The 17879-nt window shown below is 72.9% G+C and carries 16 protein-coding genes and 1 pseudogene; 5 read left to right on the forward strand and 12 right to left on the reverse strand.

The features are described from left to right. A partial coding sequence (locus H5J29_RS03690; protein WP_376768499.1) for a DEAD/DEAH box helicase occupies positions 1-2345 on the reverse strand: 2345 nt, incomplete at its 3' end. Between the two features lie 100 nt (positions 2346-2445). Continuing rightward, positions 2446-3219, reverse strand: a pseudogene (locus H5J29_RS03695) (DMT family transporter); the annotation flags it as partial. Between the two features lie 40 nt (positions 3220-3259). Here H5J29_RS03695 and H5J29_RS03700 point away from each other — a divergent pair. Beyond that, a complete protein-coding gene (locus H5J29_RS03700) occupies positions 3260-3817 on the forward strand; it encodes a TetR/AcrR family transcriptional regulator (protein WP_181779481.1) in 558 nt (185 codons plus the stop codon). Here H5J29_RS03700 and H5J29_RS03705 read toward each other — a convergent pair. From H5J29_RS03705 to H5J29_RS03740, 8 genes are all read right to left on the reverse strand, one after another. Next, a complete protein-coding gene (locus H5J29_RS03705) occupies positions 3783-5249 on the reverse strand; it encodes a branched-chain amino acid ABC transporter permease (protein ID WP_181779482.1) in 1467 nt (488 codons plus the stop codon). The two genes, H5J29_RS03700 and H5J29_RS03705, sit on opposite strands and share 35 nt — an antisense overlap. Before the next feature lie 15 nt (positions 5250-5264). After that, positions 5265-6584, reverse strand: coding sequence for a type 1 periplasmic-binding domain-containing protein (locus H5J29_RS03710; protein WP_181779483.1), 1320 nt, complete (start codon positions 6582-6584; stop codon positions 5265-5267). Between the two features lie 153 nt (positions 6585-6737). After that, positions 6738-7271 carry a DUF5134 domain-containing protein gene (locus H5J29_RS03715; protein WP_181779484.1) on the reverse strand — a complete coding sequence of 178 codons (534 nt, stop codon included), beginning with the start codon at positions 7269-7271 and terminating at the stop codon, positions 6738-6740. A gap of 10 nt (positions 7272-7281) precedes the next feature. Next, the gene (locus H5J29_RS03720) at positions 7282-8610 is read right to left on the reverse strand and encodes an NtaA/DmoA family FMN-dependent monooxygenase (RefSeq protein WP_181779485.1); all 1329 of its coding nucleotides are present in this window, start codon (positions 8608-8610) and stop codon (positions 7282-7284) included. Then, positions 8607-9158: a nuclear transport factor 2 family protein gene (locus H5J29_RS03725; RefSeq protein WP_181779486.1), complete on the reverse strand. Its 552-nt coding sequence runs from the start codon at positions 9156-9158 to the stop codon at positions 8607-8609. The genes H5J29_RS03720 and H5J29_RS03725 overlap by 4 nt, the downstream gene beginning before the upstream one ends. Further along, positions 9155-9535: a nuclear transport factor 2 family protein gene (locus H5J29_RS03730; RefSeq protein ID WP_181779487.1), complete on the reverse strand. Its 381-nt coding sequence runs from the start codon at positions 9533-9535 to the stop codon at positions 9155-9157. Before H5J29_RS03730 ends, H5J29_RS03725 begins: the two co-directional genes overlap by 4 nt. Before the next feature lie 14 nt (positions 9536-9549). Then, positions 9550-10662, reverse strand: a complete 1113-nt coding sequence (locus tag H5J29_RS03735; protein WP_181779488.1) for an FAD-dependent monooxygenase — start codon at positions 10660-10662, stop codon at positions 9550-9552. 26 nt (positions 10663-10688) lie between these two features. Beyond that, positions 10689-11867, reverse strand: a complete 1179-nt coding sequence (locus tag H5J29_RS03740) for a CapA family protein (RefSeq protein ID WP_181779489.1) — start codon at positions 11865-11867, stop codon at positions 10689-10691. A gap of 172 nt (positions 11868-12039) precedes the next feature. Here H5J29_RS03740 and H5J29_RS03745 point away from each other — a divergent pair, with 172 nt between their 5' ends. From H5J29_RS03745 to H5J29_RS03760, 4 genes are all read left to right on the forward strand, one after another. After that, positions 12040-12780, forward strand: coding sequence for an SDR family NAD(P)-dependent oxidoreductase (locus tag H5J29_RS03745; RefSeq protein ID WP_220186943.1), 741 nt, complete (start codon positions 12040-12042; stop codon positions 12778-12780). 89 nt (positions 12781-12869) lie between these two features. Further along, positions 12870-14195 carry an MFS transporter gene (locus H5J29_RS03750; RefSeq protein ID WP_312858046.1) on the forward strand — a complete coding sequence of 442 codons (1326 nt, stop codon included), beginning with the start codon at positions 12870-12872 and terminating at the stop codon, positions 14193-14195. Positions 14196-14476: 281 nt separating this feature from the next. Continuing rightward, positions 14477-14584 (forward strand): DUF3037 domain-containing protein, encoded by a 108-nt coding sequence (locus tag H5J29_RS03755; RefSeq protein WP_246393419.1) that lies wholly within the window; start codon positions 14477-14479, stop codon positions 14582-14584. 43 nt (positions 14585-14627) lie between these two features. Beyond that, a complete protein-coding gene (locus tag H5J29_RS03760) occupies positions 14628-15686 on the forward strand; it encodes a phosphotransferase family protein (protein WP_181779492.1) in 1059 nt (352 codons plus the stop codon). Between the two features lie 72 nt (positions 15687-15758). Here the strand turns inward: H5J29_RS03760 and gad are convergent, their stop codons facing one another. Next, the gene (gene gad / locus H5J29_RS03765; protein ID WP_181779493.1) at positions 15759-17141 is read right to left on the reverse strand and encodes a glutamate decarboxylase; all 1383 of its coding nucleotides are present in this window, start codon (positions 17139-17141) and stop codon (positions 15759-15761) included. Between the two features lie 178 nt (positions 17142-17319). After that, positions 17320-17879 (reverse strand): polysaccharide deacetylase family protein (locus H5J29_RS03770; RefSeq protein WP_181779494.1); only part of this gene is annotated, 560 nt, incomplete at its 5' end.

The following is a 17879-nucleotide window of genomic DNA, read 5'->3' on the forward strand; positions in this document are numbered from 1 at the left end:
AACCGGGACGCGAACAGCGACGAGCCGCCCAGCTCGCCGACCACGATCTGCTCGACCTCGCCCGGGTCCAGCAGCACGTCCTCCGCGGTGGGCATGATCTCCGCCCCCGAGTCGTCCAGGGCGTCCGGCAGGCGGAGGACGATCCCGTCGTCCGCACCCGCGGCGTGCACCTCCACCCCGCGCCGCTCCCGCATCCGGGCAGCGATCGCGAGCGCCCACGGCCCGTTGACCTGGGAGCCGAAGGGGGAGTGCACCACGAGCCGCCAGTCGCCCAGCTCGTCTCGGAACCGCTCGACCAGGATGGTGCGGTCGCTCGGCACGTGCCGGGTGGACTCCTGCTGTTCGCGCAGGTAGGCGAGCAGGTTGTCGATGGCCCACTCGTCGAGCCCGGCCGCGGCGGCGCGGGAACGGGCCTCCTCGTCGCTCAGCCCCGCCATCTCGCGCACGAACGCCCCGACCGCCCGGCCGAGCTCCAGCGGGCGGCCGATCGACTCGCCCTTCCAGAAGGGCATCCGCGCCGGCTCGCCGGGCGCGGGCGTGACGATCACGCGGTCGTGCGTGATGTCCTCGACCCGCCAGCTCGACGTCCCCAGCAGGAACGTGTCGCCCACCCGGGACTCGTAGACCATCTCCTCGTCCAGCTCGCCGACGCGCGAGCCCGCGCCGTCCGCACCACCGGGTGTCATGACAGTAAAGAGCCCGCGGTCCGGGATCGTGCCGCCGCTGGTGACGGCCAGTCGCTGCGCCCCGGGACGACCCTTCAGCTCGTCCGTGACCCGGTCCCACGTGATCCGGGCGCGCAGCTCGCCGAACTCCTCCGACGGATAGCGGCCCGCGAGCATGTCCAGCACCGAGTGCAGCGCCGAGTCCGGCAGCGCGGCGAACGGCGCGGCCCGCCGGACGACGGCGGCGAGGTCCGAGAGCTGCCACGGCTCCAACGCCACCATCGCGACGATCTGCTGGGCCAGCACGTCGAGCGGGTTGCGCGGGTAGCGCATCGACTCGATGGCCCCGCCGGTCATCCGCTCGGCCACGACCGCGCAGGAGACCAGGTCCCCGCGGAACTTCGGGAACACCACGCCCTTGGACACCGCACCCACCTGGTGCCCCGCGCGACCGACCCGCTGCAGCCCGGACGAGACACTCGGCGGTGCCTCCACCTGCACCACGAGGTCCACGGCGCCCATGTCGATGCCCAGCTCCAGGCTCGACGTGGCGACCACGCACGGCAGCCGCCCGGACTTCAGCTCCTCCTCGACCAGGGTCCGCTGCTCGCGGGACATCGAGCCGTGGTGGGCCTTCGCGACGACGGGCGGGGCGCCCCCACCGACGCCGGACTGCCCGACCGCCTCCGCCGGGAACCGGTCGAGGTCGACCGCCTCCTCGGCCGCCGCGGCCTCCTCGGCGGCCAGCTCGTTGAGCTTCGCGGTCAGCCGCTCGGCCAACCGGCGCGAGTTCGAGAAGACGATCGTGGACCGGTGCTCGCGCACGAGGTCCAACAGCCGCCGCTCCACCGCGGGCCAGATCGAGGGCTTCTGTGCGGTGCCCGCGGCGGACCCGACGACCTCCTCGTCGGCGCTGCCCGGGGCAGGCTGCGCGTCGAGCGCCGCGAGGTCGGGGACCGGCACCTCGACCCGCACCTCGATCGTCTTCGGGGTCTTCGGCTGCACGACCTCGACGGGCCGGGCGCCGGAGAGGAAGGTCGACACCTCGTCCAGCGGGCGGACCGTCGCCGACAGGCCGATCCGCTGGGCGGGCTTCTCGAGCAGCTCGTCCAGCCGCTCGAGCGACAGCGCCAGGTGCGCGCCGCGCTTGGTCGCCGCGACGGCGTGCACCTCGTCGAGGATCACGGTCTCGACGCCGCGCAGCGAGTCCCGCGCGGCCGAGGTGAGCAGCAGGAACAGCGACTCGGGGGTGGTGACCAGCACGTCCGGCGGGGTGCGGGCGAACTGCCGCCGCTCGTCCGCCGGGGTGTCCCCGGTCCGCATGCCGACGGTGATGTCCGGGACCGGGTCGCCGCGCCGCTGCGCCTCCTGCCGCATCCCGGTGAGCGGTGCGCGCAGGTTGCGCTGCACGTCCACCGCCAGGGCCTTCAACGGCGACACGTACAGCACCCGGCACCGCTGCTTCACCGGCGCGGGCGGCTCCGACGCCAGCCGGTCCAGCGCCCAGAGGAACGCCGCGAGCGTCTTACCCGACCCGGTCGGCGCCACGACCAGCGCGTTCCGCCCCGCCTGCGCGGCGTTCCACGCGCCCTCCTGGGCGGCCGTGGGCGCCGCGAAGGCGCCCCGGAACCAGTCCCGGGTGGCGGGGGAGAAGTTGTCGAGCGCAGTCGGTGCTGCCATGGCACCCATCATGACCCGCACCCCCGACACTTTTCGCGCCGAGCACCAGCCACACCCCGGCCGCACACAGCAGGATGCCCGGCACGGCCGGCACGCCCGGCACCTCGCCGAACATCAGGAAGGCCCAGAGCATGGTGGTAGGCGGGGTGAGGTAGAGCAGCGTCGAGACCCGCGTGGCGCCGCTGCGACGCAGGACGAGCAGGTAGGTGCCGTAGCCGCCGAAGGACGACAGCACGACCACCCACGCGACCGCACCCCAGAACCCCGGCTCGGCGGGCGGCCGCAGGTCCCCGAACAGCGCGGTGACCGCCGTGAACAGCACCGCCGCCGTCGTCGCCTGGAGGGCCATCGACACGAGCGGGGTCTCCGGCGGGCTCAGCCTGCGCTCCAGCAGCGTCCCGGCGGACAGGGCCAGCGTCGCGCCGACGGGCAGGAGGAACGCCCAGATCGGTGCGGTCCCGGGGCCGATGTCCCCCGCCACCACCAGCGCCACGCCCACGAGCCCGAGGCCCAGCCCGAGCCGCTGCCGCAGCGAGGTCCGCTCGCCCAGCACCGGGCCCGCCGCCATCGCGACGACCAGCGGCTGCAGCGCCGCGATCAGCGCCGCGGTCCCGGCGGGCACCCCGAGTGCGACCCCGCCGACCACCCCGCCCAGGTACAGGACCTGCGACAGCGTGCCCAGCAGGGCCTGCCGTGCCGGTGCGCCGCGCGGGACCGGCCGCCGCCGCACACCCACGACGATCCACAGGACCAGGGCGACGATCGCGTAGCGCCAGGTCAGCAGGGTGTCGGCCGCCGCGAACCCGGTGCCGAGCTCCGCACCGACGAACCCGGAGCTCCAGAACAGGACGAATGCCACCGAGGCAAGTTTCATGGGCTCGACGTAACCACACCGGTCTGTATACTCGCAGTGTATGACGACCCTGACGCCCGCCGGCGAGAAGCTGCTCGCCGCCGCGAGCACGCTGTTCTACCGGCGCGGCATCCGCGCGGTCGGCGTCGACCTGATCGCGGAGACGGCCGGGACCACGAAGAAGACGCTCTACGACCGCTTCGGCTCCAAGGACGCGCTCGTCGCCCTCTACCTGGAGCGGCGCGCCGCCTACTGGCAGGGATTCCTGCTCGACCGGATGGCGGGCCGCACCCTGGTCGAGGTGTTCGACGTCCTCGCGCTGTGGCTGGCCGACCAGGACCGCGGCTGCGCGTTCGTGAACGCCTACGCGGAGATCGGCGGGACGGACCACCCGGCCGAACCGGTGATCCGCGCGGAGAAGGAGTGGATGCGCGCCTACCTGGTGGACCTGGCGCGGGCGGCGGGGCTGCCGGATCGCCTCGGGATCGAGCTCCACCTGCTCTACGAGGGCGCGACCGTGATGGCCACGGCGGGCGGCGTCCCGGAGGCGCCCGCGCTGGCGAAGGCGGCCGCCGAGCGCGCCGTCAGCGCCTGCGGTTCTGCACCCACCAGCGGATGAGCAGGGTCAGCGAGGCCAGCAGCATGAGCACCACGACCGCCTGCCCCACGGGCGACGACAGACCCGTCGGATCGGACATACCGGTCAGGGTAGCCACTCCGGTCGCGCGGCGCCGTAGGCAGCGGGTGTCGGCCAGTGCAGGGGCCGCCCGTCGACCGTCCCCGGCGGTGAGGCGATCGTGAACGGCCCGAGCTCCTCCAGGTAGGGGGCAGGCTCGACGTCCGCGGCGCCGGGCTCCGCGCGTGGCAGCCGCTGCAGGAAGGAAGCCCAGGCCCAGCCCGGTCGCCGCCCGGGACACGGTGAACGCGGCGACCCCGGCGACCGCCATCTGCAGCAGCGACACCTGACCCACGAGACCCGTGAGGACCGTGAGCGACAGCGCGTAGACGATCCCGATCAGGGACAGCACCAGCGCGTTGCGGAAGTCGAACGGCAACCAGACCAGCGCCACGGCCCCGACCACGGCTGCGACGACCGCTGGGCGCAGCACCCACCGCGCGCGGGGGGCGTCCGGCAGCCGCTGTTCCACGAGCGCGCCGCGTTGCGGGAGCGCGGACCCCTTGACGTACAGCAGCACGACGATCACCAGGAAGAGCAGGACGTCGCGGATCCCGGCGACCGGGACGCCGTCGACCGTGGGGAACCAGGTACTGCTCTGGGCCAGGGTCACCAGCGAGTCGAGCACGCCCAGCCCCAGGCCCGCCGCGCACGCGATCGCGAACGAGGTGAACCCGGCGAGCAGCGCGGCGGCCAGCGCCGGGATCACCAGCACCACCATCTGGTCCGCGGACAGGGTGATCAGTGGCGCGACCAGGATGCCGAAGGCACCGCTGACCACGCTCGCGCAGAGGGTGTTGGTCAACGACAACGCACCGGGCGAGAGCCCGCACAGCATCGCCGACTCCTGGTTCTGGGCGGCCGCCCGGGTGGCCAGCCCGAAGCGGGTGTAGCGGTAGATCGCGGTGAGCGCAGCGGCGACCAGCACGACCACGCCCGCCAGCAGGAACCGGTCGACGGGGACGGGCGTCCCGAACAGCACCACGGTCGTGGCCGCCAGCACCGGCGGGGCCTGCCGGGTCGTGGTGCCGAAGACCAGCACCACGACCGACTGGATGAGCAGCATGATCCCCAGCGACGCCACCAGCTTCGCGAGCGGCGTCGCCGCACGGAGCGGTCGGACGACCGCCAGCTCGATCAGCGCACCGAGCGCCGCGCACGCGACGAGCGCGAGCCCGAAGGACACGGCGATCGGCAGCTCCGCCTCGGCCCGCAGCAGGTAGTAGACATACGCTCCCGAGAGGGCCACCGCAGCGGTCCCGATGTTGATCATCCCGGAACCCCGGTGGAAGAGCACGATCCCGGTGGCGATCGCCGCGATCAGGGCCCCGGACCCGAGACCCAGGACGACGAAGAGGGCGATCTGGTCCAGCACGTCGACGGCCCGCGGTCAGGCGGCGGGGAGGCCGAAGGCCCCCTCGTCGACCCAGTTGCCGCCGCCCTTGTACGTCTGGACGGTCAGCACGTCGGAGCACGACGTCGGCTGTCCGGCGACGGCGCCACAGGTCATCTTCTCCGGCCCGAGGTACATCGGTCCGGAGAACGAGCGCAGCGCGGCGGTCACCGCGTCGGGGGTGGCGGCCTGGCCACCGGCGGAGTTGAGCATCTTGACGGTGGTCATCATGGTGCCGAACGCGAGCGCCGCGAACCCGCCGGGCGTGGTGTCCCCGCCCCCGTACTCGGCGAACTTCTGCAGGTAGAGCGCCACCTCGGGATCCGCGACGTTGGCCGGGTTGATCGGGACGGAGTACGACCACGTCGCGTAGTCGCCGAAGGCCTCCTCGACCGACCGGTCGATGCAGTTCGAGCTCGCGAGGATCGGCTTGTCACCGAGGCTCAGCTGGCGCAGCGCGCTCTGCACCTTCACGCACTCGTTCGTCTGGGAGAAGACCGCCAACGCGTCGGAGCTCTGGACACCCGCGGCCGCGAGCGGTCCGAGCAGGTCCGAGCTGCCGACCTGGTAGACGGCGGGACGCACCTCGATGCCGGTCGCGGCGGCGGCGGCCTGGATCAGGGGTCCGCCGAACCCGGCGGTGCTGGTGTCCATGAGGATGGTCACCGACCTCATGCCCTTCGACCGCGCGTACGCCAGCACGGAGGAGAAACCCGCCGTCGCCGACCCGTAGAGGAAGGTGGTGTTCGGCGCGGACAGGTCCGCGGGGCTCGCCGACATGCCGCCGAGCACGGGCAGCCTGCCCCCGACGGTGTCGTAGAGGGCGGAGTTGCCGGTCAGCACCGCGCCGAGCACGACGGCCTTGGTGGCCGGGTCGTTGACGAACTGCTGGCCACACCTCTGGCCCTCGGCGGCCTGGCCGACGATGTAGCAGCTGGACAGCTTCACCGGGTGCCCACCGATGCCGCCCAGCTCGGCGTTCACGTACTCGACCGCGGCCTCGGCGCCGAAGGTCGCCTCGGGCAGCGCGACCGGGCCGCCCTGCTGGTTGGCGTAGCCGATCACGACCGGGGGCAGCGACGGGTCCGCCGGACCGGCCTTCCCCCCGATGTAGGAGACGATCGGATAGTCGCTCGCAGGCGCGGCGGAGGGGTTCGCCGCGGAGCCGCCCGACCCGCCCGTCCCGGCGTCGGAAGCGCACCCGGCCAGGGCGAGCGCGGCGGCGGTACCGATCGCGGTCAGGAGCCGGGTGGCGGTGGTCGACCGGTGCCGCGCGGAGGCGGTCGGTCGGGATTCGCGTGCTGCGCGTACGGGCATGGGTTCCTCAACATCGTCGTCCGGTGAACCAGGAGGTCGAGTGACCGGGTGCGGTGGCGACGCGCACCCGGTCTCGCCGGCGGAAGCATCGCGACGGGCCGCGCCGTCGACCAGGAACATTTGTCCGGCGACCTCCTCCGGCGACGGTGGCGCTCAGATCGCGCCGAGGAACATCGCGGCCATCGCGGCCGGTCCGACGGCCGCGGCGGCCCGCTGCCGGCGCGCCGGATCAGGCCCCGGTCCCTCGCGCAGGACGGGATCCGCGTCGCTGCCGGGGTCGACCACGTGGGCCAGACGGAGGAGCGAGGATCCGGCGAAGAACAGCGCGAGGAGCGAGGTGAGCAGACCGGGAGCGCCGTGCCCGGGGTGGACCTCCGCGGCGCTTCCCGCCATCATCCACGCCATCACCGGCAGAGCGGCCGCACCGAGCACCGCACCGCCGCGGGCCGACAGCCCACGGCGGCGCAGGACGAGGCGAGCCGCGACGACCATGTGCACGACGACGGCCGCCCACAGGACGAGATCGGCGCCGACGAGCATCGCCGCCATCCCGACGGCCATCGTGCCCTCGGCGACGGCCTCCGGAATCTCCCGAGGGTTCCGGCGGCGTACCGCCCCGACCACGAGCACGGCGGCCGCCACCAGGCAGATCGCCGCGGCCGGCGCGTCGAACCAGCCGACGGGCACGATCGCCGCCTCAGACCGCCGCGGCCGAGCGGGCCGGCGCGGGCCGCGGGATGCCGATGTCGTCCCGCAGGGTGGTGCCGCGGTACCGGCTGCGGAACAGCCCGCGGCGGCGCAGCTCGGGCACCGCGTGCTCGGCGAGCACGTCGAGCGACGGGCCGAGGTCGGCGAAGACCAGGTTGAACCCGTCCGCCGCCCCGGTCGTCACGTACTCCTCGACGTGGTCGGCGAACGACTCGACGGAGAAGGCCTGCGCCCCCGCTCGCGCGGAGAGCTGCATCGCCTGCCGCAGGGTGAGCCCCTGGCTGCGCACCATCGCGAGGAAGTGCTGCTGGATGCCGCTGCTGCCGGTCTCGGTGAGCGGGATGTCCGGCACGGGCTCGTCCAGCGGGTATCCGGACATGTCGTGGACCAGCAGCAGCGAGAGGCTCTCCAGCCCCGGCACCGGGTCGACGAGGGAGTCCAGCAGCGCCAGCCGCTCGTCCGCCTCGTCCTGCGTCCGACCGAGCACGAGGGCGGTGTTGGACAGGACCTTGACGTGCTCGGGGTCGCGTCCCTTGGCCGCCGCCAGTGCCTTGACCTCACGGTAGAAGGTGCGGGCCAGGTCCGCGCTCGGCTGCATGCTCAAGACGAGGTCACCGTAGGTCGCGGCGAAGTCCCGGCCGGCAGGCGACGATCCCGCCTGGGCGATCACCGGATGCCCCTGCGGAGGACGCGCGCTCGTGAGCGGACCGCGGACCGCGAAGTGCTTGCCCTCGTGGTCGAGTGCGTGCAGCGCGTCCGCCCGGTGGTACACACCGGTCGCCCGGTCCAGGACCAGCGCGTCGTCGTCCCAGCCGTCCCACAGTCCGCGCGCGACCTCGACGAACTCCGCCGCGCGCTGGTAGCGGTCGGACGGACCGACGGGCGATCCCCCGAAGTTGCCCGCCTCGGCCGGGTTCCCGGACGTCACGACGTTCCACGCGACCCGCCCGCCCGACAGGTGATCGAGCGAGGCGTAGCTGCGGGCCAGGCCGTAGGGGGTGTTGTAGGTGGTGTTGCCCGTGATCACGAAGCCCAGCCGCTCGGTGGCCTGGGACAGCGCGGCGCACAGCGTCATGGGCTCGAAGTGCGAGTTCGTGGCGGTGCGCGCGTGTGCCTCGGGCGTCCGCTCCCAGAGGGCGAGGGAATCCGCGATGAACATCCCGTGCAGCGCCGCCTCCTCGGCCTTCTGCGCCGAGCGCACCAGCGCGGGGAGGTTCAGACCCGGGTTCTCCGGCGCCGCCGGGTCCCGCCAGGCGGCGAGGTGCCCGCCGCCGAGGCTCATGTAGCAGAGCATCAAGATCGTGTCGTGCTCGTTCACGAGGCCACCCCCACCCGTCCGAAGGACTCGGGGCGCACGAGCCTGCCCGCCGTGGACGCGTCGCCGCGGGGCGGTGTCGCGAAGTCCGGTGGCGTCGGGAAGTCCTCCACCACCGCGTCGATGCGACTGGGCAGGAACAGGGTCACCCGGTGCGCGATCCGCCACTCGCCCGCCCGGCGTTCGAACCGGTCCGAGTACTGGCCGAACGCGATCGCGTCGCGCAGGCCGTGCCCCTGTCGCGGCGGCTGCCGGTGGCGGGCGATCACCAGCGACTCCACGTACGCGACGTCCGGGGAGACGAACTCGTACTCCTGCTGGCCGAGGAAGTGGGTCGTCGCGATCTCCGGCGTCAGGACCTGCTCGAGGAACGCGATCAACCCGTCGACGTCGCCGACGTACATGCCGTGGTCGTCGATCGCGTCGGCGAAGAAGCAGGACCGGACGAGCTCGAGGTCCAGCCGGTCGCAGCCGCGGGCGAACCGGTTCGACACCGCCCGGATCTCGGCCTCGGCCAGCAGCCGCTCGACGGCCGCCTCGTCGAGGCTCATCCCGCCACCGCCGAGAACAGCACGTCGGTCGGCTTGGTGTCGGAGTACTCGCGCAGGGCGGTGATGTGCCCGTCGGCGACGACGAACAGGTAGTGGACGCTGTTGCGGTACTCCCTGCCGTCGGCGAGCCCGCCCTGGATCGCCGCCTCGACCGCGACCCGGTCGTCCTGCGCGGTCGTGCCGAGCACCTCGACCTTCAGATCGCTGAACAGGGCGGCCAGCATGCCGTAGACCTGGGCGGTCGCCTCCTTCGGGTGGACGCCGCCGTCGGCGGAGCGGTAGGTGGCGTCGTCCGCGGTCAGGGCGAGCAGCCCCGCCACGTCCCGCGCCGCGAAGCGCCGCAGGTACTCGAGAGCCACGTCGGTGGGGGTCGGCATGGGAGGTCTCCTTGTCAGAAGGGCTGGCTGAGCAGGTGGAGTGCGGGCCACCGCGCGGCGCCCATCTCGTCGGCCGGGGCGCCCGCACGCTGCATGTCCGAGAGCCGGACGCTCGTGTCCACCACCGTGCGGCACCGCTCGTGCCGTCGGGCGTGGAACCGGTGCAGGAGGTCCTCCACGGGACCACCGGCACGGACGACCTCCGCGAGGACGACCGCGTCCTCGAGTGCCATGACGCCGCCGGATCCCAGGTGCGCGGTCGTCGCGTGCGCGGCGTCCCCGATCAGCACCACGCGGCCGCGGTGCCACGGGCCGTCGACCATCAGCCACTCGTAGCGGCGGACCAGCACGGGTTGGTCGTCGGTGAGCCGCTCCGCGAGCGCGGTCAGGTAGGGCGAGGTGAACTGGGCGAACTTCTTGCGCAGCAGCTCTCGGCCCTCGCCCTCGGTGAGCTGCGCGTCGTCCGGATGCTGGACGCTGACGTAGGTCATGTCGTCGTGCATCGGGACGACGACCATCTCGGCGTCTCCGCCGTAGTAGAAGCCCGCCTCGCCCCGGGGCGCCCCGGTCGGGAGCCACCGCAGGCTCACGGTGCCGGTCGACAGCGGGGTGACCGCGTCCCCGAACACCATCCGGCGCACAGTCGACCGGAGACCGTCGGCCCCGACGACCAGGTCGTAGGTGCCGGTGGTGCCGTCGGTGAAGGTCACGGCCACCCCGTCGGGCCCGTCCTCGATCCGGCTCACGCTCACCCCGATGCGGACTGCCGCCCCCGCCCGCTCGGCGCAGCCCCGCAGGATCTCCGCGAGCCGCGGGCGGTAGATGATCAGGTAGGACGGCTTGCCGTCCGGGCGCAGCGGGACCCCCGGGTCGGAGACCAGCTCGCCCGCCGCGTCGTAGAAACGCAGCGGGGCCTGCTGGTAGGTCGCCCCGATCGCCACGACCTCGTCGAGGGCGCCGATCGCGTCCAGCGCGTCGATGCCGCGGTTCTGGATGCCGAGGCCGCTGCCCTCCGCGCCGTCGCGCAGGTCGACGACCTCGCACCGCACCCCGGCGCGGCCGAGCGCCGCGGCCGCGGTGAGCCCCGCGACCCCACCGCCCACGACGAGAACCGAGTCCACACCCATGTGCCGAGCTCCTTCGTGTCCGGGTATCAGGCCGAGGTCTTGACCGACAGGAGCCGCCAGTCGTGGAAGCGCTCCCTGGACAGCACGGTGTCGAAGCCCTCGAACGCGTTGAGCGCCTCCAGGTGGCGGGCGACGTCCTCGGTGCGCGGGTCGTCCGCCGCCAGCGGCGTGGTGCTGCCGTCCGGGCGGACCAGGGCCGGGACGAAGCCCGCCTCGATCCCGTCGGGGCCGAACGCGAGCCGGGCGACCCCGGTGAGCAGTGCCTCCGGCCGCTCGAAGGGCCAGTAGGGGTACGCCTGCTCGTCCCACGAGGTGATGATCTTGTGGTCGCTGCCCGTCCGGCCCCCGGTGCGGTGGAAGTGGTGCATCAGGACGCCGAGCCCGTAGAAGATCGGCCTGCCGCCGTGCATCTCCATCCCGCGCAGGCTGGCCTGGTGGTGGCAGACGACCGCGTCGGCGCCGCGGTCCACCGTGGCCCGGGCGATCTCCAGCTCGTAGGCCTGGACGGCGTCGCGATAGGTCTTGGTATGGGTCCGTGAATCCGGCACGAAGACCTCGCGCGCGGCGGTGTTCGACCCCCAGTGGAAGGCGACGACGACGTGGTCGGCCTGCTCGCGCGCACGGGCGACGGCGGCGTGGATGCGCTCGACGTCGGACTCCAGCGGGATGGTCAGCACCTCCGGGTCGAGTCCCGGCTGCCAGAAGCCCGGCAGGGGGTTGCGGTAGACGGTCTCGATGCGAAGCGGCGCGATCCCCGGCCGGCCCTCCTTGGCCTCGTACCCCATCGGGAACTCGGCACAGAAGCCGAGGAAGGCTATCCGGCGGCCGTCCCGCTCCACGATCGCGGCGGTGGTGGCCTGGTCCAGGTTCGCCCCGGCGCCCGTGGTCTGGATCCCCTGCCCGTGCAGCAGCTCCATCGTGTCGTCCAGACCGGCGTAGCCACCGTCGATCATGTGGTTGTTCGCCAGGGTCATGACGTCGAACCCGATGCGGCCGAACATCTCCCCCCGGTCGCGCGACGTGCCGCCGTAGGCGACGCGCGAGGGCGCGAGCTCGGGCCGGTCGGTGTAGACCCCTTCGCAGTTGCCGAACACGATGCCGTGCTCGAACAGCGGCACCAGGGGCTGCATCACCGCCTCGTTGTCCGCCAGGTCGGGGAAGACGTCCCCGGTGGCGAGGACGACGGTGGGGCCGGGCTGGCTCACGGATCACCTCATGTCTCGTCGTGGTCGAGCGCCATCGTGCGAGGGCCGCCGGGGTGCGAGCCAGAGACATATGTCCGTGCCGTGGTCCCGCGACCCGACCTACCCTCGCCGCCGACGTGGATGCTCGGGACAGGGAACGGGGCGACGGAACGTGGGCAGGCTCAGTGGGCGCGTGGCGCTGATCACCGGGGTGGGCGGCGGGCAGGGCCGGGTCGCGGCACGACGGTTCGCCGAGGAGGGCGCGATCGTCGTCGGCGCCGACATCAAGACCGCGGGCTTCGCGACGACCGTCGAGGAGGTCAAGGCCGCAGGCGGCACGATGACCGGCAGCGGGACGCTCGACCTCACCGTCGACGCGGACGTGCGGGCGTGGGTCGACGGGGCGGTCACGGACCACGGCGGCATCGACATCGTCTACAACAACGCTGGCGCCTTCGCGCTGGGCGGGGTCGGCACGCTGACCCCCGAGCAGTGGCGCTGGAGCATCGACCGCGAGCTCAACCAGGTCTTCACCGTGACCCACGCGGCATGGCCGCACCTCGTGGCACGAGGCGGCGGTGTCGTCCTCAACGTGGGGTCCACGGCGGGCATGATCAGCCTGAACGGCGGCAGCGGGATCGCCCACAGCGCCGCCAAGGCCGCCGTCATCGGCATGACCCGCGACCTGGCGGACGAGGGCGGCCCGCACGGCATCCGCGCCGTCTGCATCAGCCCCGGCTCGGTCGAGTCCGAGTCCACGGCGGCCTTCTTCGCCGACCCGGCGGTCCGGGACATGATGCTCCAGCCGCAGATCGTCAAGCGCCTCGGCAGGCCGGAGGACATCGTCGAGGCGGCGCTGTACCTGGTGTCCGACGCGGCCTCGTTCATCACCGGGGCCAACATCGTCATCGACGGGGGCTACACCGCGCGGTGACGCGGCGGAACGAAAGTCTCTGTCCCGTCGCCGCACCCGGATCGACCATCCGTAGGTCGACGAAAGACGTACGGATGGAGTCCGGCCCGGTGACACACCGAACAGACACGGTCCCGCCCACCGCTCCCCATGCGGGGAAGATCGCCCTGGCGAGCTATATCGGGACGACGATCGAGTACTACGACTTCTTCATCTACGGCCTCGCGGCCACCCTGGTCTTCCGCAGCGAGTTCTTCCCCCAGTTCTCCGAGGTCGCAGGCACCCTCGCCGCGCTGGGCACCTTCGCGGTCGGCTTCATCGCCCGGCCGATCGGCGGCATCGTGATGGGCCACTTCGGAGACCGGGTCGGCCGCAGGTCGATGCTCGTCATCGCACTGTTGACGATGGGCGTCGCGACCACGCTGATCGGGCTCCTGCCCACCTACGCCCAGATCGGGGTGTGGGCGCCGATCCTGCTGATCGTGCTGCGTCTGGTGCAAGGTGTCGGCGTCGGCGGTGAGTGGTCCGGCGCGGTCCTGATGGCCCTGGAGCACGCCCCACCGCGCAGGCGGGCGCTCTACGGCTCGTTCCCGCAGATCGGTCTACCCACCGGGATCCTGTTGTCCCAGCTCGCCTTCCTCGCCCTGACGTCGTCGATGTCGGCCGAGGCGTTCGTCTCGTGGGGCTGGCGGGTCGCGTTCCTGATCAGCGCGGCGCTGATCGTCGTGGGGCTGGTCATTCGGCTGCGCTTCGAGGAGAGCCCGCAGTTCACCAAGGTCAAGGAGACCGACCAGGTCGAGCGCATGCCGGTCCTCGAGGTGTTCCGAAGCTACTGGCGGCAGGTCCTGGTCGGCGGGTTCGGCTCCATCGCCGTCGGCGCACTCGGTTACCTGGTCTCGCTGTTCCTCGTGCAGTACGGCGTGGGCACCCTCGGGCTGAGCACCACGACGATGCTCTGGTGCCTCGCGGGGGTCAGCGTGCTCTGGATCGGGACGACGCTGCTCGGCGGCTACCTCGGCGACGTGCTCGGCAGGCGGCGGACCTTCGCCGTGGGCGCGGCGCTGGCCATCGCGTGGGCGTTCCCGATGTTCACGCTGATGAACACGCGCTCGATCCCGCTGATCGTGCTCGCGCTGGCGGTCCCGGTGCTCGCGAACTCGCTGATGGGCGGCACGCTGCCCTCGCTGCTGACCGAGATATTCCCGACCCGGATCCGGTACAGCGGCTCGTCGCTGTGCTACACGCTGGGCTCGATCCTCGGCGGCGGGCTCACCCCGCTGGCGTCGACGGCGCTGCTCGCCGCAACCGGCGCGACGACGTCGGTCTCCCTGCTGTTCGTCGCGGTGCCGTTGGTCAGCCTCCTGGTCTTCGGTCTCGGTGGGCGCATCGTGCGCCGGGTCGAGGAGCCCGAGGTGGCGCACCCCGTGACCCGGTGACCACCGGGCGTACCCTCGCCCGGTGAACGACGTCGAGGCGGCGTGGGAGAGCAGCGACTACGCCCCGCTCTCTCCCGCCGCCCGCGCGCGGCTCCGGGCCACGGCGACCCCGCTGCAGCTGGGCCGCGGCGAGCGCGTCCCCCGCCCGCACGGCGGCAGCCAGGCCGGACTCGTCGTCGCGGGCAGGCTCCGGGTGCTCGTGGCTGCGGGCGGGCGACAGCTCACGGCCCGCTACGCCGAGGCGGGTTCCGCCTTCGCGGTTCCCGATCTCGCGGCGCAGGTTGACGGCCCCACGCAGCACCGTGGTCCGACCGGGGCCGGTGCACAGCGGGCTCACCGAGGACCCGGCAGCCGAACCCGAGCGCCTCCTCGGTCTCCTCGTGAGGTGATCGCCTCTGGCCACGGGCGGGCACGCACGGGTAAGAGTGAGTCATGAGTGGATCGACGGAGATCACGACCGACCCGGTGCCCGCCGCGGCCTTGACGGAGTGGCTGCGGGCCGAGGTGCCCGAGATCGCGACCGACGCCGGGCCCGTCGAGGTCCGGCGGATCTCCGGCGGCCACTCGAACCTCACCTACCGCATCGTCGACGCCGCCGGCACCGCCTGGGCACTGCGCCGCCCGCCGACCGGCGGCGTACTGGCCACCGCGCACGACATGAGCCGGGAGTGGCGGTTCATCGCCGCCCTCGCCGACACCCCCGTCCCGGTGCCGCGTGCGGTCGCGTACTGCGCCGACCACGCGGTGATCGGCGCGGACTTCTACGTCATGGCGTTCGTCGACGGCGTCGTGCCCGGGGACCTCGAGGCGGGCGCGGCACTGCCGGAGGGGATCCGCGGCGCCGCGGGCCTGGCGTGCGCGGACGTCCTCGCCGAGCTGCACTCCGTCGACCCCGACGCCGTCGGGCTGGGGGAGCTGCGCCGCCCCGGCCGGTACCTGGAGCGCCAGCTCCGCCGCTGGCACCGGCAGGCGCACGACTCCGCCGTCGAGGACCTCTCGGTGGTCGACGCGGGCCACCGGCTGCTCGTCGAGCGCATGCCGGAGGCCGAGGAGACCACGATCGCGCACGGCGACTACCGGCCCGGCAACCTCTCGTTCGGCCCCGACGGGACCATCGGTGCGATCTTCGACTGGGAGCTCGCGACGCTCGGCGAGCCCCTCGCGGACCTCGGCTACCTGCTCGCCTCGTGGGGTCGCCCCGGGGACACCGTCCCGGAGATCACCTCCGGCCCGACCAGCCTGCCCGGGTGGCCGGAGCGCGCGGAGATCGTGGCCCGCTACGTCGAACGGTCCGGCCGCGCCGACCGCGTCGAGGCCGAGCTGGGCTACTTCGAGGCCTTCGCCCGGTGGCGCTCGGCGTGCATCGGCGCGGGCGTCTACACCCGGTACGCGGCGGGTCACATGGGCGGCGCCGACGACCCGGAGGTCGCAGGCTCGCGCCTCGCGAACCTGAACGCCCAGGCGGCCGCCGCCGTAGCCCTCCTGACCTGACCGCGTCGTGGAGCCACAATGGCCGTTCCGGGGCCCGCCAGAGCGCATCGTGGCTCCATGACGCGGGTGGGGTCAGGTGCCGTGGGCGAACGTCGCCGCCTCGGGGCCCCGTTGCGGGCCGGGGTGGGTGCGTAGCCTCGTGACCGCGCGGTCTAGGTCGCCCATCAGCATCCCGGCGAGGTCGTGGCTGAACCCGTTGCGCACCACGATCCGCAGCGCCGCGATGTCCTCGCGGTCCTTCGGGAAGGTGTAGGCGGGCACCAGCCAGCCCGCCTCACGCAGCGCGGCGGACACGTCGAACGCGGAGAACGGCTCGCCCTCCTTGACCGTGAACGCGAAGACCGGGAGCTCCGAGCCGTCGGTCAGCAGGTCGAAGCAGCCGAGTCCCGCGATCCTCGCGGACAACGCGGTCGCGACGTCCCGGCAGGTCTGCTGCACGCGGCGGAACCCGGCGCGCCCGAGCCGCAGGAACTGGTAGTACTGCGCGATCACCTGGCCGCCGGGCCGGGAGAAGTTCAGTGCGAAGGTCGGCATGTCACCGCCGAGGTAGTTCACCCGGAACACCAGGTCCTCGGGCAGGGCCGCGGTGTCTCGCCACAGCGCCCAGCCGACGCCGGGGTAGACCAGCCCGTACTTGTGCCCCGACGTGTTGATCGACGCCACCCGCGGCAACCGGAAGTCCCACACCAGGTCCGGGTCGCAGAACGGCGCGACCATCGCGCCCGAGGCGCCGTCGACGTGCACCGGGACGTCGAGGCCGGTGCGCGCCTGCAGGTCGTCGAGCGCGGCGCAGATCTCGGCGACCGGCTCGTAGCTGCCGTCGAAGGTGGAGCCGAGCACGGCGACGACGCCGATCGTGTTCTCGTCGCACAGCGCGGCGGCCTCGGCCGCGCCCAGGTGCAGCCGGTCGCCGGACATCGGGACCAGCCGCGGCTCGACCTCGAAGTAGTTCGCGAACTTGTCCCAGCAGATCTGGACGTCGATCCCCATGACGATGTTCGGCTTCTCGGTCGACAGCCCCGCGGCCCGACGCCGGTGCTGCCAGCGCCGCTTGAGCGCCAGCCCGCCGAGCATGCAGGCCTCCGAGGAGCCGGTCGTGGAACAACCCGGTGCGGTCGAGGAGTCCGGGGCGTGCCAGAGGTCGGCGAGCATCCGCACGCACCGCTGCTCGAGATCGGCGGTGCGCGGGTACTCGTCCTTGTCGATCATGTTCTTGTCGAGCGACTCGGCCATCAGCGTCCGCACGTGCGGCTCGCCCCAGGTCGTGACGAAGGTGGCGAGGTTGAGCCGGGCGTTGCCGTCGAGCATCAGCTCGTCGTGCACGATCTGGTAGGCGACCAGCGGGTCCAGCCCGTCGCGGGACAGCTCGTAGCGGGGCACGGTGATCGGTTCGGCGCCGAAGACGGGGTTGGCGGCGACCGGACCGTCCGCTTCGGACTCGTGCGGGGTGGGCATGGGCCGAGCGTGTCAGCGTGTGCCCGCGGCGTCCAGGTACAGCGTGCGACCGGTCGTCCTGGTGAACACCAGCGCGTCGCCCGCGGGGCCGGTGAGGGTCTGCAGGGAGCGCGGTCTCCGCGCCACCCCCGCTGGTCCCTCCGGCCCCGGGCGGCCCGAGCCGTACCGGGTGACGGGGTCACGGGGCGGCGGTGGTGTACCCCTGCGCCTGCAGCCAGGGCAGCAGCAGCCGCAGCGCCTCGACGGTCTGGGGGCGGGAGCCGCCGCCGTCGTGGAGCAGGATCACCGCGCCGGGATGGACCTGCTTCTGCACGGCCTCGACGATCGCCTGCGCCCCCGGCCTCTTCCAGTCCCGCGGGTCGACCGCCCAGCCGAGGGGCTGCATGCCGTGGGCCACCGCGGCGTCGAGGATGTTCGGCTTCCAGTTGCCACCCGGTGCCCGGAAGGTCGTGACGGGCGTGCCCGGCACCCGGTCCGCGACGTCGGTGATCTCGGCCGCGATCGTGGCCGGGTCCTTGGCGGCGAGCTGCTCGTCGTGGGTGTGGGTGTGCGCGCAGATCCGCATCCCGGCGTTGACCACCCGCGCGACGACGTCGGGGTGTCGCTCCATCTGCGAGCCGACCATGCAGAACGTGCCCGTGGCGCCGTGCGCGATGAGCAGGTCGAGGACCTGCGGCGTCCAGGTCGGGTCCGGGCCGTCGTCGAAGGTCAGGGCGATCCGCCTGTCGTCCGGCCCGT

It is taken from the genome of Pseudonocardia pini (assembly GCF_013870575.1).
In the GTDB taxonomy this organism is placed as follows: Bacteria; Actinomycetota; Actinomycetes; order Mycobacteriales; family Pseudonocardiaceae; genus Pseudonocardia; species Pseudonocardia pini.

Coding starts and splice junctions, on each gene's coding strand:
- H5J29_RS03700 (WP_181779481.1), top strand. CDS start 3,260: ATGACGACCCTGACGCCCGCCGGCGAGAAGCTGCTCGCCGCCGCGAGC.
- H5J29_RS03710 (WP_181779483.1), bottom strand. CDS start 6,584: ATGCCCGTACGCGCAGCACGCGAATCCCGACCGACCGCCTCCGCGCGG.
- H5J29_RS03725 (WP_181779486.1), bottom strand. CDS start 9,158: ATGAGCCTCGACGAGGCGGCCGTCGAGCGGCTGCTGGCCGAGGCCGAG.
- H5J29_RS03730 (WP_181779487.1), bottom strand. CDS start 9,535: ATGCCGACCCCCACCGACGTGGCTCTCGAGTACCTGCGGCGCTTCGCG.
- H5J29_RS03735 (WP_181779488.1), bottom strand. CDS start 10,662: ATGGGTGTGGACTCGGTTCTCGTCGTGGGCGGTGGGGTCGCGGGGCTC.
- H5J29_RS03760 (WP_181779492.1), top strand. CDS start 14,628: ATGAGTGGATCGACGGAGATCACGACCGACCCGGTGCCCGCCGCGGCC.
- gad (WP_181779493.1), bottom strand. CDS start 17,141: ATGCCCACCCCGCACGAGTCCGAAGCGGACGGTCCGGTCGCCGCCAAC.